The organism is Desulfobacterales bacterium, from assembly GCA_034003325.1.
In the GTDB taxonomy this organism is placed as follows: Bacteria; Desulfobacterota; Desulfobacteria; order Desulfobacterales; family JAFDDL01; genus JAVEYW01.
In genome coordinates this window covers 213,577-229,885 of the sequence record JAVEYW010000001.1, presented here as the reverse complement: position 1 = coordinate 229,885, position 16,309 = coordinate 213,577, and the positions used below count along the sequence as shown (strand labels likewise).

Sequence of the window (16,309 nt, the reverse complement as noted above, 5' to 3'; positions counted from 1 at the left end):
TTCTAATGTCTCGAATAGGCAAACTGCCGATTCCGATACCTGAAAAGGCAAAAATTGAGTTCAAGGATGGTATGGTAACAGTCAAGGGTGAAAAAGGAACCTTGCATCGTGCCATTCACCCGGGGGTGGATCTACAGATCGACAACGGCGTGCTCAAGGTGATTCCGGTTACTAAAGGGCGAGAGGCCAGTGCGCTTCAAGGGCTTGTTCGAAGTCTGGTGGCAAATATGGTGACTGGCGTTTCTTCCGGATTTCAGCGGGTATTGGAAATTAACGGCATCGGGTACCGGGCCGAAGTCAGCGGCAATGTCATCAATCTTAACCTTGGCTATTCTCATCCGATCGGTTTTCAACTTCCGGAAGGGATTTCCGCTGAAGTTGAAAAAAATACGGTGATCAAACTTTCCGGAATTGATCGTGAGCAGCTTGGACAGACGGCTGCTTCCATCAGAAAGTTACGGCCGCCCGAACCCTATAAAGGGAAGGGGATTAAGTACGCTGAGGAGCATATTAATCGCAAAGCCGGCAAGACGGGCACCAAATAACTGCATTGTTTTCGGCTATATTGAATGGCCGCTGGGCGGAAAAAATAAACCGATGGACGTGGAAATTAAGCCACTGAACGGATACGGAAGGCATTTTAGCCATTTTAGCAGTACGGGGATAACAAGATGAAAACGGCAAACAAAAAAGAACTGTCTCATAATAAACGCAAGCTGCGGGTTCGCAAAAAAGTGTTCGGAACCGCTTCCCGTCCGCGGCTAAGTGTTTTTAGAAGTATAAAACATATTTATGCTCAGATTATTGATGATACGACGGGCAATACGCTGGCTGCCTCCGCCAGCACTGAAAAGACAATTCTTGGGGACGACAGTCTTACGGGCAAAAGCAACGTTGCAAAGGCTGTCGGTATGTTGGTTGCAAGACGGGCCAAAGAAAAAGGTATTGCCAAGGTCGTCTTTGATCGAAATGGATTTCTTTATCACGGACGGGTTAAGGCGGTTTCGGATGGTGCCAGGGAAGCAGGATTGGACTTTTAGGCAATTCACAGGGTAAAGGAGGCATGGCCTTGTTTAAGCAGGAAAGAGAAGATAATCAGCTTATTGATAAAGTGGTTCATATCAACCGAGTTGCCAAAGTTGTAAAAGGCGGTCGGCGATTTAGTTTTAGTGCGATTGTGGTGGTAGGTGACGGCGACGGCTCCGTTGGATTTGGACTCGGGAAAGCGGGTGAGGTTCCTGAGGCCATTCGAAAAGGGGTTGAAAAGGCAAAGAAGACCATGATTAAAGTGCCTTTGATCGAGGGAACGATTCCATTTGAGGCGATCGGCAGGTTCGGCGCCGGTAAGGTGTTGCTCAAGCCCGCCAGCAAAGGAACCGGTGTGATAGCGGGCGGTGCCGTAAGGGCGGTACTTGAGGCCGTCGGCATTCAAAATGTTCTTACAAAATGTATGGGAACCCATAATCCGCACAACGTCGTAAAAGCGACTATTGAGGGGCTCTCGCAACTTCAGAGCAAAGAGCAAGTGGCGGAACGCCGCGGTAAAACAGTCGATGAACTCTAATCAGGAAATAGAAGCATGGCGAAAACCTTAAAAATAAAAATGGTCAAGAGCATGATTGGCCGCCCGGAAAAACAAAGGAAAATTCTTCGTGGCCTGGGGTTGAGAAAAATCAGCCAAGAGGTTGAATGCGAGGCTAATCCCGCTGTAATTGGGATGATTCAGGCCGTAAAGCATCTTGTTACTGCCGAGGAGAAGTAAGAATGAAGCTAAATGAGATAGCTCCGGAAAAGGGAGCAAATCGCGGCCGGAAAAGACTGGGGCGTGGTGTAGGATCCGGTGCCGGAAAAACGGCTGCTCGGGGCACCAAGGGGCAAAAAAGCCGCTCCGGTGGAGGCGTGAGACCCGGATTTGAAGGTGGGCAAATGCCGATTCATCGGCGGCTGCCGAAAAGAGGGTTCACCAATATTTTTAAAAAGAATATTATTACCATCAATATCAGAGATCTTCTAAAATTTGAAAGCGGAAGCAGAATTGATTCGGCCGCGCTCATGGCGGCAGGATTGGTAAAGGGGCAATTCGACGGCATTAAGCTTTTGGGACAAGGCGAGATCGATTTTCCCGTTACGATTCAGGTTAACCAGGTGAGCAAGAACGCCGGCCAAAAAATCACGGCTGCCGGCGGAAGTGTCGAGGAAATATAATATGGTATCTGGTGGATTCCAGAATATTTTCAAAATCCCGGAATTGAAAAGAAGGGTTCTTTACACGCTGGGTCTTCTGATCGTTTACCGGATTGGTGTCCATGTTCCCACACCCGGCATTGACAGTAAAGCACTTGCTGAGCTTTTTGCGAGAGCTTCCGGAACGATCCTTGGTTTGTTCAATATGTTTTCCGGCGGTGCATTGGAACGCCTCTCCGTGTTTGCTTTGGGGATTATGCCTTACATTAGCGCCTCGATTATCCTTCAGTTGATGACGGTGGTGATTCCTTATCTGGAACGATTGTCCAAAGAGGGGGAGCAGGGGAGAAAGAAAATTACCCAGTATACCCGCTATGGGACTGTTGTCCTTAGTGTGATTCAGGGTTTCGGGATCAGCGTCGGTCTGGAGCAGATGGGGACGGTAATTAATCCCGGATGGACTTTTCGCTTGATGACCGTCATAACACTAACTGCCGGTACAGCCTTTATTATGTGGCTCGGCGAACAGATAACTGAGCGGGGCATCGGAAACGGGATTTCGCTAATTATTTTTGCCGGGATAATTTGCGCCATTCCTAGCGCCATCGGGAATACGGTGCGGCTACTAAGCGCTGGAGAGATCGGGATTTTTCTCGTCATTCTTTTGCTGGTGTTGATGATTGCCGTCCTTGGTTTCATAATATTTGTGGAACAGGGGCAACGACGAATTCCCGTTCAGTATGCCAAGCGCGTAGTGGGAAGGCGGATGTACGGAGGGCAGAGCACACATTTGCCGCTTAAAATTAACACCTCCGGCGTTATCCCACCTATTTTCGCTTCTTCAATTATGATGTTTCCTGCGACAGCGGCTAGTTTTATTACGATTCCCTGGTTAAAAACGGCTGCAGATGCGCTTTCTCCGGGACACATCGCATATAATTTGATATATGTCGGGCTTATCTTTTTCTTTTGTTATTTTTATACCGCCGTTACCTTTAACCCGGAAAACGTGGCGGATAATTTGAAAAAACATGGCGGGTTTATTCCCGGTATTCGTCCTGGAAAACGGACTGCTGATTATATTGACCGGGTGCTAACCCGTATCACTCTTGGCGGAGCCATTTACGTATCTGCCATATGTGTGCTGCCCACCATCTTAATTAGTAAGTTTGACGTACCGTTCTATTACGGCGGAACTTCTCTTCTGATAGTGGTCGGTGTTGCTATAGATACCATCGCGCAGATGGAATCTCACATGCTATCGAGACATTATGATGGATTTTTGAAAAAAAGCGGTGCTAGAGTGCGGGGGCGCCGCTAGTCGTCCTGAAAAAGACAGGAAAGGTCATGCATGGCGAAAGATGAGCCCATTAAGGTTGAAGGCGTCGTTTTGGAGACTTTGCCCAACGCGATGTTTAAAGTGGAATTGGAAAATAAACACCAGGTTTTGGCGCATATTTCCGGGAAAATGAGAATGCATTTTATCAAAATACTTCCCGGGGACAAGGTGACGATGGAGCTTTCGCCGTATGATCTTTCACGCGGCCGGATTGTTTACCGATCGAAATAAGAAAAGAAATAAAGGCAGCAGATGGAATCCGTGCGCCATCATCACACACTGTGCTGCAACAGAGAAATATAAGGAGTTGAACCCATGAAAGTCAGAGCATCTGTAAAAAAAATTTGCAGCAAATGCAAGGTAATACGACGAAAAGGGGTTATCCGTGTCATATGCGAAAACAAACGGCACAAACAGCGACAAGGATAGTTTTTAATAGGAGGAACAAGTGGCAAGAATCGCGGGCGTAGATTTACCCAATCGAAAACGCATTGAGATCGGGCTCACCTATATTTACGGTATTGGACGATCATCTTCTCAGAAGATACTCGAAAGCCTCAATATAGATCCGAATACCAAAACCGATCAGTTGACACAGGATGAAATCAACAATATTCGTAAGGCGATCGACAGCGAGCATAAGGTGGAAGGCGAACTCAGGAGCGAAGTATCCATGAACATAAAGAGGCTCATGGATCTTGGATGCTACCGCGGCCTAAGACACCGAAAATCGCTACCCGTTAATGGTCAGCGTACCAAGACCAACGCCCGAACTCGAAAAGGCCCCAGACGCGCAGCGGTTAAGAAAAAAGGTGCCGTTAAGAAGTAGTTTATAACCGGAGACAGGACCGGAGACAGGATTAAGATACATGGCTAAAAGAACCCGGACGAAAAAAAAAGAAAAGAAAAATATTCACAGTGGCGTTGTTCACATTCAGTCAACATTTAACAACACCATTATCACGATTACCGATCCCGCCGGAAACGTGGTTTCCTGGTCCAGCTCCGGTGTTCAGGGGTTTAAAGGGTCCAGAAAGAGCACACCTTTTGCCGCTCAACTCGCTGCGGAAGATGCATCTAAAAAGGCGATGGAACACGGTATGAAAAATGTTGAGGTGTTTGTAAAAGGGCCGGGTTCTGGGCGTGAGTCCGCTTTACGCGCCTTGCAGGCTGTCGGATTTACGGTGACAGCTATTCGGGATGTTACGCCGATTCCCCATAATGGATGCCGGCCGCCCAAGAGACGTAGGGTTTAAGCTTGCATTAACTGCAAAGCAACAGTTGATGAGCCAAAACTGAAAATAAGGAGGAAGATTTGGCACGATATACAGGTTCGGTTTGCCGGCTCTGCCGACGTGAAAACCTAAAACTTTTTTTAAAGGGCGACCGATGCTACTCGGATAAATGCGCGTTTGATCGGCGTAGCTACGCCCCCGGACAACATGGCCAGAATAGACGCGGGAAAATATCCGATTATGGTATACAGCTTCGGGAGAAACAAAAAGTAAAAAGGATGTATGGGCTTTCGGAGAAACAATTCCACCTTCTCTTCGAAAAAGCGGATAGAATGAAGGGCGTTACCGGCACAAACCTGTTGGTATTACTGGAAGAACGTTTGGATAATGTGGTTTATCGTATGGGGTTTGTAAACTCCCGGACTCAAGGGAGACACTTTGTGCGACATAATCACTTCCTCGTAAATGGTAAAAAAGTAAATATTCCGTCATATCGTGTCAAAGTCGGTGATATGGTTGAAGTTCGGGAAAAAAGCAAAAAAATGAAAGCAATTAATGAGTCGCTCGAGGCTGTCGTTCGGCGAGGGCTCCCGCAGTGGTTTGAAATTGAAAAAGAGAAGTATTCCGGTGTTATCAAGGCAGCACCGGTTCGTGAAGATTTCACTATGCCGATTCAAGAACAGTTGATTGTAGAGCTTTATTCGAAATAATGTTGACCGGACGGAAACGGATAGCAAAAGATCGAAAATTCACAAAGCGTGTGTTGTAGTGTAGCGCTTCTCTTCATCTACAGTTTCAAAGAATCCGGAGAATAGCCCATGTCAACGAATGATCTAATTTATAAAAACTGGCAGTCTATTATCAAGCCGGAAAAAGTCCAGGTTACCAGCTCCTCTAATTATGGGAAGTTTGTTTGTGAACCGCTGGAGAGGGGATTTGGTATTACCATTGGGAACGCTCTTCGCCGGATCATTCTGTCCTCTTTGTATGGTGCAGCCATTGTGTCGGTGAAATTTGAAAATGTGATGCACGAATTTAGCGTGATTGACGGTGTTCTTGAAGATGTATCCGAAATCATATTAAATCTTAAAGAGGTTCGATTGAAAGTCACCGACACCGAACCCAAGGTGCTTCATTTGGATATTTCGCGTGAAGGGATTGTGACGGCTCGGGATATAACGAGCGATGATGGCAGGTGTGATATTTTAAATCCCGAACAAAAAATTGCTACTCTGGGGGCGGACGCGCGATTGCAAATGACCATGATTGCGCATATTGGTAAAGGGTATAGACTCGCTGAAGACAATAAGGACGAAGAAGCGCCTATCGGAACGATTCCGATTGATGCGGTTTTTTCGCCGATTAAGAGAGTAAACTATGTTGTCGGCAATGCACGGGTCGGGCAGAAGACGGATTATGACAAGCTGACCCTTGAGGTTTGGACCGATGGCAGTATTCATCCTGAAAATGCTGTTGCCTATGCCAGTAAAATTCTTAAAGAGCAGATGAGCATTTTTATTAATTTTGATGAAGAGCGCGAGCCTGAAAAGATAAAACGAGAAAGAAACGCGGAATCCTCGAACTTCAACGAAAACCTGTATCGAAGCGTGGAGGAGCTGGAACTGTCCGTGAGGAGTGCCAATTGTTTGAAAAATGCGGACATACATAAAATATATCAGCTGGTCAGCAAGACGGAACCCGAGATGCTGAAAACCAAAAATTTTGGCCGAAAATCGCTTAATGAGATTAAGGAGGTGTTAAGTGATATGGGACTTGGCCTTGGGATGAAGCTTGACGGGTTCGATCCGCCAGAGGACGATACCGAAGAAGGAGAATAATTGATTCCATGAGACACTGCAAAATAGCTTTAAAAATTGGGAGAAGTAGCAGCCACAGGAACGCCATGTTCCGAAATATGGTCACTTCCCTTTTGAAACATGACAAGATACGAACCACCGATGTGAAGGCGAAAGAGATCAGGCGATGGGCGGACCATGTGATCACGCTGGCAAAGAAGGGCGATCTTCACGCTCGACGTCAGGCCCTGGCGATTGTGATGGAAAAAAATGTGGTTCATAAATTGTTCGAAGAAGCTGGAGAGCGATTTTCCGGTTCTGCAGGGGGATATACGCGGATTGTTAAAATCGGTCGAAGGGCTGGTGATGCCGCACCCATGTCTTTGATTGAATTGGTGGCAAAACCATCAGGGAAAGCCGAAAAGAAGGGCGTGACGGCAAAAGAGGAAAAGGAGAAAGAACTTAAGGCGCCTACCGCTCCTGCAGAGAAAGAAGCCGTTCACCAAAGTGCTAAGCAGGAAAATATGGAAACAGGCGTTTCCGGCGACATTAAAGCATCTGCTGAGGATTTGAAAGCCGATGCCGGTGACGCGCCGATAAAAAACGACTAAAAAATTTATGTCTGATATTTAAAAGCCCCTTTTTTAAAAAGGGGTTTTTTTTTACAAGCCTTGGCTTCTTTCAAGCGATACCGCCGGCGCTTTTTGTCCCTTCATATCGTAAAGGCGTTTGTCCGCTGCACGCAGCAGCGAATCTGCATCTTTAATATTGGGCTCTTCCGAAGAGGCGATACCGAAACTGATGCTGACAGGAACGCTTTTTCCATTCACTTCCAAAGGGCTTTCAGCCAGAAATGATTCGATTCTAAGCATCAGACTTTCTGCTTTTTCTGCAGTTGTTTCCGGCAGAATTAGCACGAATTCATCACCGGCGAATCGGGCCACTACGTCGGAATTTCGAAACAGTTGCGTCAGGCAGTTTGCGAAATGCTGGAGCAACAGATCCCCTACCTGATGCCCCAGATTATCATTTACACGCTTAAAATCATTAAGGTCCAGGAAAACGATCGAAAGAGAAGCGTGATAGCGTTTAGCACGAAAAAATTCTCTTTTTAAAATGGATTCCATGACTCGGCGGTTTAAAAGACCCGTCAGTGGGTCATGAAAAGCGAGGTAAACGAGTTTTTCATGGGCGGTCACATTGGCAAGACAAAGGGAGACCTTCAATGCGAGTCTTTCCAGAAGGCTGGTGTCAATGCCGGGTGCATAGCGGGTGACTGAAAAGTCGGCCTGATTAAGACTGCCGATGATAACGCCATCCAACGTGATCGGCGCTATGGCCATGGAGCCAACCAGAAAATTTCTGCTTTCCGGAAAAAGACTTGCAAACCGCATTAAATCGGAATTTATCAATAACGGCACACAGTCCGTCGGTACCAGCGAATGAAAGGTTTTCTTATTAACAATTCGAACACTGGATTTTAAAAGATCCGAATCACCCAAAGCATGGATCAGTTCAGGGACTTCACTGTTTTCTATCAGTGCGAGCCAGACGTAGGGGATCTGGAATTTTTCTCTGATCTCGGTTAATAGCACCTCAAAGAGGTCGGCGAAGTTCAAAATGGATAAAACCCGGGTCTCGATTTCGTGAAATTTTCGAGCGATTACCTCGTTTTCTTCGACTAGTTTTAAAAGGGATTCGATATCATTCATGAGCAAACTGATCCTGGTGTAATGCAAATGCATGGCAGGCGGATAAGATGGTGTTAAAATATGAACAATTTATTTTTTCCTGTCAAGAAAGTTCAGCGCTTCGTTTTACGATGGCGTTGACTTTTTTATGTTATTGTGAAATTTTAGCACTGATATGGGGTGGGCCAAGGCTCGTGAACACGCTTTCTGCGTGGGTGACGTTGGGAATGGAAAATGTTGTTCGGCGAGGGGGCGCATGACATGCTGAACGCTGTAGAAGATGTTTCAATCATAACGTTGAAGCCGATGTGCCGGCTCGAATCAAAGTTATATAGGCTATATAAGGGGGTGCGGATTTGCAATGAAGCTGTCTGAGGTGAGTGATATATTGAATGCCGATGTGCTCGTGGGTAATGAACATATGGATCGGGTCGTAGTCGGTGCCGGCAGCGCTGACTTAATGGAAGATGTGCTTGCGGCTGTGGCTAAGGATGCTTTGCTGATGACTGGCGTTATTTCTGAAGAAGTTATTCGGGCGTCCAAAGTGATTGGCGTGAGCGCGGTTGTTTTCGTTCGGGGAAAGCGGCCGACGCCGAGTATGCTGACACTGGCCAAAACGTACGATCTGCCGGTGTTACTAACACGCGAATCCCTATTTGTAGCCAGCGGTCGACTATATATGAATGGCATGAGGGGCCTGGATGGGGCCTGGTAAAAGAAAACGTGATTGGCTCCGATGACCTATCTAATGGTATTCGGTCGTTAATTTGAAAACGGCTTTGTCGTTTTCTGACTCAACAGAAAGGCGTTTTATTTGGCTACTGAAGAAGGCATTGTGGTTCGGACGTTAAATAATCTGGCATGGGTTAAAACTCAGCGCAGTTCCGCTTGTGAGTCCTGCGGGTCAAGAGATGCCTGCCAAGGCTCCGGCGGCGGCAAGGAAATGGAAGTCGAGGTTTTAAACAGTATTGGTGCCATTTCCGGGGACAGGGTCCAGATAGGTTTTGACACCGGAAAGTTGATGGGGATCTCATTTTTCCTTTATATTTTCCCTATTATATTGCTGATTGTCGGTGCGGTATTGGGCCAGAAATTTTCATCATCTTTCCATATCAGTGAAGCAGCGGGCTCGGCACTGGGTGGTTTTGGATTTTTCGGGTTGGCGTTTTTGATCGTTCGGTGGGGCAGTGGGGCGTTTTTGAAAAAAAATGAATATCAGCCGAAAATCAGCAAAATCGTCCATAAAGCCGCTTCTGCCGATAGTGCCTTGCGGGATTAATCCTACCCTTATCACCTGGCGGCGTATTTCGATGCTTTTTCCCCATGCTCAAAATGGACTTGTTCATTGATCCGTCATGGATATAGGTGCGCAAGCCTGGCGGCTGACACTCCGGCGGAAAACAGAGCAGAAAGCAACCAGTTTCGCAGCGTACAGTAGAAGATGCCTTCCGTTTCCCATCGCCGCGCGGAGGTGAGGACGCAAGCGGGAAGGATTGTGATTTTCATTCCCTGTGTTTTGATGCGACGCATCAGCGCAACATCTTCCATAATGGGAATCTCGGGGTAGCCGCCGAGATTATGGAAGACGGCTTTTTTGATAAAGATGGCCTGATCCCCATAAGGAATGCGGGTGAGCCGAGTTCGTGCACGAACTGTTGCTTCGATTAACCGGAAACGCTTTTTTTCCCCGTCGATGCCCAGGTTAAAAGCGCCGCCGGCAATATGGGGTTTTCTCGCTGCGGAACAGATAGCTTCCAGAGCGTTGTAGGGTAACAAGGTGTCGGCGTGCAGAAACAGCAGTATGTTGCCGGTGGCCATCATTGCACCACAGTTCATTTGGGCGCCGCGGCCTTTGGGCCCGATTATTTTTTTTATTCGGGGTTCCGAGACGGCATGCAGCGTGTTGCCGCCGCTCTGGCCGTCTACAACAATTATTTCTATATATTCTGAGTTGTTGATGCTTGTGAGATGTGACAGCGTTCGTTGGATCGTTTTCTCTTCCCGATACACTGGCATTATCACTGAAATTTTAGGAACCATGGCTGGGGGTTTTCACAAAAAACGTCATGAATAGAAATTCCAAAAACCGGAAAATCGTATTCGATTATGGTTGAGCAGTATCTGAAAACTTGCGCTAATGTCAATCGATATAGTCAACGGGCCAGGGCAATCGCATGTGCCCCATAGCCCGCTTCAGCCTTGAGAAAAATCGGATTCCAGCTGCGGCAAACTCACGCGGAACGCGTTCAAACAGTGCCGCAGCTTCCATCCGATCCCCTCAAGGCTTTCACTCCCGGCGGTTTATTTCCACATGCGATTGCCTTGGTCAACGGGCTTTTTTTCTTGACTAATTTAGTGTCTCAATAATAAAGGTGTTAAGTAAATAAATGGGATTCATAAAATAATGTTAAGCGCGCTTACGTAACGACACTGGCCTTGACACCGATTTGAGGAGGAACGCCGATGGGATTAGGGAATAAGTTGAATGCAAAAGAATTTGTCATTCTTGCCGAAATGGAACCTCCCAAAGGGACTAATGCCGCACGGATGGTTGAAAGCGTCCTTCGGGTAAAAGGGGCTGTGGATGCATTTGTGGTTCCCGAAATGAGCAATGCCGTCATGCGGATGAGCGCCTTGGGTGCGGCTATGATATTGCAGCACAAGGGGGTTGAAACCATTATGCAGGTTTGTTGCCGGGACCGAAACCGGTTAGCGCTGCAGGCGGATCTTTTGGCAGCTTCTGCCGCGGGCATTACCCATCTCATGGCGGTGCAGGGTGAGGCGCCGAGTTATGGTGATCATCACCAAGCCCGCGCCGTTTATGATATCGAATTATTGGAATTGCTCCATGTCGTCGCTAAACTCCAATCCGGCAAAGATATGGCCGGAATCGAGTTGGACGGCGCGCCGATTTTTACGGTGGGGGCAATGGTTAACGCCGGACTTAAAGGCCAGCCTCTCGAACGGGAACTTGCGGATATGAAGCTTAAAATTGATGCTGGTGCCAACTTTTTCATCATTCCCCCTGTTTTTGAAGTTGAAGCTGTTCAACCCTTCATGTCACAGGTTTCTGGCTTGAATGTTCGCGTTATTCCGACGGTATTGCTGCTAAAATCCATGGGGATGGCCCGGTATGTACAACGTCATTTGCCCCATGTGCATATCCCGGATAGTGTGATTCAGCGGATAACGAAAGCACCGGATAAGGCCCGGGAATGTATCCATATCGCAGCGGAAACGGTTTTGACCCTTAAGTCGGCTGGGTTTTCAGGAGTGATGCTTTCGACGATTGGATGGGAACATCGCCTGCCCGAGATAATCGCGGCCATGGCATAGCGGTCGACTCGCGTTTTCCTGCCGTTGGTTTTGGCGGGAACTGTTTTAATGGCTTTTATTATGCATCCCAGTTTACCGGCTTCCCAGCATTCCAGCATCCGGCTTTGCCGGATTAGGCTATGAAATGAAGAGATTGATCCCACTCATAAGTCCCGTTCTCATTTTTGAAAAAGATGCTGACTGGCAACAGGTGCTGTCCGAAGCCCTTGCCGGGGACTATGATCTGATTTTTCGAGATGATAAAGATGCGAAGGTGGCAATCCAATCGGAGCAATTCCAGGTTATACTTCTTGACCTTCTCTCTGCCTCAAGTGGTGTGTTTCAGTTGCTGCGCTGGATGAAATTGACCGTGCCGGATATTCCCGTTATTATTACCAGCCAATCGGAGACTGCGGAATTGGTGGTTAAGGCGATCAAGCAGGGGGCGTTTGATTTTGTCGTGAAGCCGTTTAGCTCCGCACGGATTCGCCATGTGGTGAAACAGGCGTTGCTTGATCGCAATTTTAAAAATGAAATAAACTACCTGCGGCATGAACAGGATGTCATATACAACTTTGACCATGTGGTGGCCGAATCCCCCAACATGAAGGCTATTCTTGATACCCTTCGAAAGTTTGCGCAGACCGATACCACCCTTCTGATGACTGGAGAGACGGGAACTGGAAAGAGCTTTTTATCCGGCACGATTCATTTCAACAGTCATCGAAAAGATCGACCATTTATAAAGGTAAATTGTGCCAATATTCCGGAGACGCTTCTGGAAAGCGAATTGTTCGGTCACGAAAAGGGTGCGTTTACCGGCGCGGATAAGCAGCGCGTCGGGCGGTTCGAACAGGCACATGGCGGGACACTTTTTTTGGATGAAATCGGTGAAATGAGTATGTCGCTCCAGGCCAAGTTGTTGCGCGTACTGGAGGAAAAAGCATTTGAGCGGGTTGGGGGAAACCGAACGATACGGTCTGATGTGCGTGTGATCGCGGCAACGAACCGTGATTTGGAATCCATGATAGGGTCGGGTAGGTTCAGAGAAGATCTTTATTACCGTATCAATGTGCTTTCCGTTCGGTTACCACCGCTTCGAGAACGGCCGTTGTGTGTAGAGCCTCTGGCGGCGGCACTGCTTTCAAAATTTAGTCGATCGCTTGGAAAACGGATTGACGGGTTTTTGCCGGATGTCCTTGCATCAATGAAAGAACGCGCATGGCCCGGAAATATTCGACAGCTGGCCAATGCGATAGAGCGCGCGGCCATCCTTGCCGATAGTTTTTTCATCACCCAAGAGAGTTTACCCGCAGCTGAACCGCTGGAACGCGTCAGGCAGGCTTCTGCTTCGGAGCCGGTGAACGTTTCTTCGGCGAGCCCCTCCCTGGCTATGCAGGAAAAGGAGGCCATTGTCAAAGTATTGGAAGAATGCCTGTGGATTCAAAAAGAGGCGGCTAAATATCTTGGTATCAGCCCCCGCGCTTTAAATTATAAGATTAACAAATATGCTATTCGCCACCCTCGGTGGCGCAAGCACAGGGAATGATATTGTTTTATTATTTCCTATGCCTAAGCGGCACTGGCGGTTGCGCTGCTAAGCGCAATGGTGGTGAAAATCCGATGCGAATGCCTCTGTCTGCCATATAAAATCAGAGGGCTCTAAGTCACCGGTCATTGTAACGGTCTTTGCTGCCCCTTTAAAATTGACGGCAAGCCGACATTGCTTGTGAATAGACCAACCGCTGTGTGTTACGGCCATTTTCCCAACCATTTTAAAAAGCGCATTTTTAAATGCAGCCGGCATTTGTTGATCTAAAACCCATGTTTCCAAATCACCCTCAACTGTTACATCGAATAGGGGCGGATTATTCACCCCTTCAAGCCGCTTGACGGATATGTCGACACTGCCGAAAGGTGTTCGCGTATGGATTTGCCGTCGGCCGTCTATGTGTTGCTGGGTAGACAATACCAAATAGGGGATTGAAAGTGGTATGATTTCCATAAAACCTCCGAATACTCATGATACCTCATCAGGCCTGAACAGTGCTTTTTTATTACACAGCAATTTTAATGCCAACTGCAACTTTTTCCTGGCCCCCGTCGGTTATCCTGACATATTCCGGCTGTAACAAAAAAGGCGAGCCAGGGGATTTTGGCTGAATTGAGCGAATTTTTTTCGAAAAGGGGGGCTGAAGTGATTTGAATTACGAAATGGTAAGTAATTTTCATTTAGATGGGACGGCAGCCCTTCTCGGGAGAGCCTAATAAACTTCAATTTTGATTCGTTTTCAGGGGGGCTTCAATCGGCAATTGACAACGTGTCATGCATTGTGCTGAACTAAGGCCGTTTAATTTTGGGAAACCAGTATTTCCTCAAATTTGTCTTGTCTTATTTGTTTTTCACGTGTGTGGGGCTGTGCAAAATTAGTTGCCGGTGCTCCTGTTTGTGAAATTAGGAGGGTTTAAATGCGTCTAAGAACGAAGCTGCTATGCCTAATGGCGATATCGTTATGGGTGTTTTCTGCATGTGCGTCCAAGGATGAGAAAAAGGCTGCGCATTTGCAGAACGGATCGCAATACCTTGAAAAAGGTGAATATAAGAATGCCGAGCTGGAATTTAAAAATGCGCTCCAGATAGATCCGAAACTGACCGATGCGCATAGACTGCTCGGCGAGACCTATCTCAAGCTCGGAAAAGCGCAGGAGGCATATAATGCCTTTTCCGAGGTTGAAAGGCTTGCGCCCGACGACATGGATGCGCAGCTTAAATTGGCGACTTTTCTTATTTTGGGGAAAAAGCCCGATGACGCATCGAAAAAGATAGCGCATATTCTCAAAACGGCGCCGAATAACATCGAGGCGCTTTTGCTTCAGGCCGGAATAAAAGAGCAGGCGGGCGCTCTGGGCGAAGCGGCAACCATTTACCGGCAGGTTCTTCAAATCAATGAAAAGCAGGCGACAGCTTATCTCGGGTTGGCCCGGGTTATGGTACGGCAGGAAAATACGTCCGGTGCCGAGGCGTTGCTAACGAAAGCCATTGCTATCATTCCGGATGCTGTCGAGTTGCGCTTATCCCTGTTCAACTTATATCGAATGCAAAAGGCGTTTGATCAGTGCGAGACGGTTATTGCGACTGCGATCGCAGATCATCCAGGAAATATAGACCTTTATGTTATACAGGCGGAATTGCTGACCCGGCGTAAAAAATGGGATGCTGCGGAAGCCGCTTTGCTCAAAGCCGTGGCGCTCGGCGGAGATTCGATAAGCCCGTTTATCATTATCGCGAAATTTTATGACCAGACCAATCAGGCGGATAAAGCGCTGGACATGTATCATCGGGCGCTTTCGAAAAAACCGGATGACATGCGTGTTAAAAATGCCCTTGCCGAGCATTACCTGAGACACCGGGAGATCGAGAAGGCGGGGCGCACGCTTGAAGAGATTTTGATCAACAATCAAAATTATTTTCCGGCGCTTATGCTGAAAAGTGAATTGCTGATTGTGAAAAGTGATTTTAAAGAGGCCATTTCGCTTCTGAGTCGATTGGCAACTGAAGAACCCAAAGCCGCAGCTATTCGTTACCTCAAGGGGTTGGCCCATTTTGGTGCCAAGGACCTTTCGGAAGCCAAGATCGCGCTTTCAAAAGCCATTGAATTAGCACCGAACCATTTTAAGGCAAAACTATTGTTGGGTGATATTCATTACCGGGAGCGTGATTTTGATTTGGCGCAACAGCAATGCCGGGAGGTATTAAATACATGGCCCAATCAATTCCAGGCCAAATTATTGCTTGGGAACATTCATTTGGCGAAAAAGGAGTTGGCGGAAGCGAAATCCCTTTTTGAAGAGATAGTTGCAAAAGATCCAGGGAATCCGATTGGATATGCCAGACTTGGGGCCGTTTATCGGCTTGACGGAAAATCGAAGGAGGCGATGCGTCAGTTTGAAAAAGCCTTGTCTCTTAACCCGAAGCTGATGGATGTACTGGCCAATATCGTGGCGTTACACGTTGAAAAGCATGAGATTGAAAAAGCATTATCCAGATGTGATGCGCAGATGGAGAAGGTGGGCGATGAGCCGACGATTCAAGCGGTGATCTACAGTATGAAAGGGGAGCTGTTTCTGCGAAGTCGCAATGCGGACGCCGCGGAGAATGCTTATTTGAAGGCATTGGAAAAAGGTCCGAATTATATGGGACCGTATTTTTCCTTGGCGCGGCTGTATCTTTCCGAAAAAAAAGCCGACAAAGCGATTGCGCAATATGAAGCTGGCTTGCAGAAAAATCCCCGGCAAGCCGGTTTGAATCTGATGATGGGAACGATTTATGACGCGAGAAAAGAATTCGATTTATCGGAAAAACATTACAGGGCCGAGCTTGAGATTAATCCGAATTCGGTTCCTGCTATGAATAATCTGTCATACCTGCTGGCGGAAAAACAAGAGAGCTTGGATGAAGCCTTGAAATTGGCGCAGGCCGCAAAGGAGAAGGCCCCTGGTGATCCGCGAATCATGGACACGCTCGGATGGATTTATTACCAGAAGGGATTGTACGATAGCGCGATTCAAGAATTCAGTGACAGTCTGGAGCGTATGCCGGAGAGTGCCTCCGTAAAATATCACCTCGGACTTTCATATCTTCGAAAGGGGGATATCTCTCGGGCCAAAACCGAGCTGGAAAACGCGTTGAAATTAGATAATGACTTTGCGGGTGCGGCGGATGCACGAAAGAAGTTGGCAGACCTATGA

The 16,309-nt window shown here is 47.4% G+C and carries 20 protein-coding genes and 1 pseudogene; 18 read left to right on the top strand and 3 right to left on the bottom strand.

Translation table 11 applies throughout. The features are described 5' to 3' along the window. The first annotated feature begins 5 nt into the window (after positions 1–5). The 13 genes and pseudogenes from rplF to rplQ all read left to right on the top strand — a co-directional run bounded on the left by rplF (position 6) and on the right by rplQ (position 6,976). Positions 6–545, top strand: a complete 540-nt coding sequence (gene rplF, locus RBT11_01005; GenBank protein MDX9785333.1) for a 50S ribosomal protein L6 — start codon at positions 6–8, stop codon at positions 543–545. 126 nt (positions 546–671) lie between these two features. Then, positions 672–1,040 (top strand): 50S ribosomal protein L18, encoded by a 369-nt coding sequence (rplR, locus tag RBT11_01000; GenBank protein ID MDX9785332.1) that lies wholly within the window; start codon positions 672–674, stop codon positions 1,038–1,040. Between the two features lie 23 nt (positions 1,041–1,063). Next, a complete protein-coding gene (rpsE, locus tag RBT11_00995; GenBank protein MDX9785331.1) occupies positions 1,064–1,564 on the top strand; it encodes a 30S ribosomal protein S5 in 501 nt (166 codons plus the stop codon). 15 nt (positions 1,565–1,579) lie between these two features. Beyond that, entirely contained in the window at positions 1,580–1,762 is a 183-nt protein-coding gene (gene rpmD / locus RBT11_00990) for a 50S ribosomal protein L30 (GenBank protein ID MDX9785330.1), read from the top strand. 2 nt (positions 1,763–1,764) lie between these two features. Further along, positions 1,765–2,205, top strand: coding sequence for a 50S ribosomal protein L15 (rplO, locus tag RBT11_00985; protein MDX9785329.1), 441 nt, complete (start codon positions 1,765–1,767; stop codon positions 2,203–2,205). Position 2,206: 1 nt separating this feature from the next. Continuing rightward, positions 2,207–3,505, top strand: coding sequence for a preprotein translocase subunit SecY (secY, locus tag RBT11_00980; protein ID MDX9785328.1), 1,299 nt, complete (start codon positions 2,207–2,209; stop codon positions 3,503–3,505). A gap of 30 nt (positions 3,506–3,535) precedes the next feature. Next, positions 3,536–3,754 carry a translation initiation factor IF-1 gene (gene infA, locus RBT11_00975; protein ID MDX9785327.1) on the top strand — a complete coding sequence of 73 codons (219 nt, stop codon included), beginning with the start codon at positions 3,536–3,538 and terminating at the stop codon, positions 3,752–3,754. 84 nt (positions 3,755–3,838) lie between these two features. Further along, on the top strand, positions 3,839–3,952 hold the full coding sequence (gene rpmJ, locus RBT11_00970) for a 50S ribosomal protein L36 (GenBank protein MDX9785326.1): 114 nt from the start codon (positions 3,839–3,841) through the stop codon (positions 3,950–3,952). A 19-nt stretch (positions 3,953–3,971) separates the two neighbouring features. Beyond that, on the top strand, positions 3,972–4,352 hold the full coding sequence (rpsM, locus tag RBT11_00965; GenBank protein MDX9785325.1) for a 30S ribosomal protein S13: 381 nt from the start codon (positions 3,972–3,974) through the stop codon (positions 4,350–4,352). A gap of 40 nt (positions 4,353–4,392) precedes the next feature. After that, positions 4,393–4,779 carry a 30S ribosomal protein S11 gene (gene rpsK / locus RBT11_00960; GenBank protein MDX9785324.1) on the top strand — a complete coding sequence of 129 codons (387 nt, stop codon included), beginning with the start codon at positions 4,393–4,395 and terminating at the stop codon, positions 4,777–4,779. A gap of 59 nt (positions 4,780–4,838) precedes the next feature. Then, positions 4,839–5,468 carry a 30S ribosomal protein S4 gene (gene rpsD / locus RBT11_00955; GenBank protein MDX9785323.1) on the top strand — a complete coding sequence of 210 codons (630 nt, stop codon included), beginning with the start codon at positions 4,839–4,841 and terminating at the stop codon, positions 5,466–5,468. Positions 5,469–5,576: 108 nt separating this feature from the next. Continuing rightward, on the top strand, positions 5,577–6,596 hold the full coding sequence (locus RBT11_00950) for a DNA-directed RNA polymerase subunit alpha (GenBank protein ID MDX9785322.1): 1,020 nt from the start codon (positions 5,577–5,579) through the stop codon (positions 6,594–6,596). Positions 6,597–6,604: 8 nt separating this feature from the next. Further along, positions 6,605–6,976 (top strand): annotated as a pseudogene (rplQ, locus tag RBT11_00945) (50S ribosomal protein L17). A 240-nt stretch (positions 6,977–7,216) separates the two neighbouring features. Here the strand turns inward: rplQ and RBT11_00940 are convergent. Next, on the bottom strand, positions 7,217–8,299 hold the full coding sequence (locus RBT11_00940) for a sensor domain-containing diguanylate cyclase (protein MDX9785321.1): 1,083 nt from the start codon (positions 8,297–8,299) through the stop codon (positions 7,217–7,219). Positions 8,300–8,606: 307 nt separating this feature from the next. Here RBT11_00940 and RBT11_00935 point away from each other — a divergent pair, with 307 nt between their 5' ends. Beyond that, the gene (locus RBT11_00935; protein ID MDX9785320.1) at positions 8,607–8,960 is read left to right on the top strand and encodes a DRTGG domain-containing protein; all 354 of its coding nucleotides are present in this window, start codon (positions 8,607–8,609) and stop codon (positions 8,958–8,960) included. Positions 8,961–9,059: 99 nt separating this feature from the next. Continuing rightward, complete coding sequence (locus RBT11_00930; GenBank protein MDX9785319.1) at positions 9,060–9,524, top strand: SoxR reducing system RseC family protein; 465 nt, start codon at positions 9,060–9,062, stop codon at positions 9,522–9,524. A 74-nt stretch (positions 9,525–9,598) separates the two neighbouring features. Here RBT11_00930 and RBT11_00925 read toward each other — a convergent pair whose 3' ends face one another. Next, positions 9,599–10,285, bottom strand: a complete 687-nt coding sequence (locus tag RBT11_00925) for a TIGR04283 family arsenosugar biosynthesis glycosyltransferase (GenBank protein ID MDX9785318.1) — start codon at positions 10,283–10,285, stop codon at positions 9,599–9,601. Between the two features lie 423 nt (positions 10,286–10,708). On the opposite strand from RBT11_00925, the gene RBT11_00920 reads away from it, so the two are divergent. Together RBT11_00920 and RBT11_00915 are read left to right on the top strand one after the other, a co-directional pair. Next, positions 10,709–11,581 carry a methylenetetrahydrofolate reductase gene (locus tag RBT11_00920; protein MDX9785317.1) on the top strand — a complete coding sequence of 291 codons (873 nt, stop codon included), beginning with the start codon at positions 10,709–10,711 and terminating at the stop codon, positions 11,579–11,581. A gap of 124 nt (positions 11,582–11,705) precedes the next feature. Continuing rightward, positions 11,706–13,109 (top strand): sigma-54 dependent transcriptional regulator, encoded by a 1,404-nt coding sequence (locus RBT11_00915; GenBank protein MDX9785316.1) that lies wholly within the window; start codon positions 11,706–11,708, stop codon positions 13,107–13,109. 48 nt (positions 13,110–13,157) lie between these two features. On the opposite strand, the gene RBT11_00910 is transcribed toward RBT11_00915, so the two are convergent. Further along, entirely contained in the window at positions 13,158–13,565 is a 408-nt protein-coding gene (locus RBT11_00910; protein MDX9785315.1) for a hypothetical protein, read from the bottom strand. A gap of 464 nt (positions 13,566–14,029) precedes the next feature. On the opposite strand from RBT11_00910, the gene RBT11_00905 reads away from it, so the two are divergent. Further along, complete coding sequence (locus tag RBT11_00905; GenBank protein MDX9785314.1) at positions 14,030–16,309, top strand: tetratricopeptide repeat protein; 2,280 nt, start codon at positions 14,030–14,032, stop codon at positions 16,307–16,309.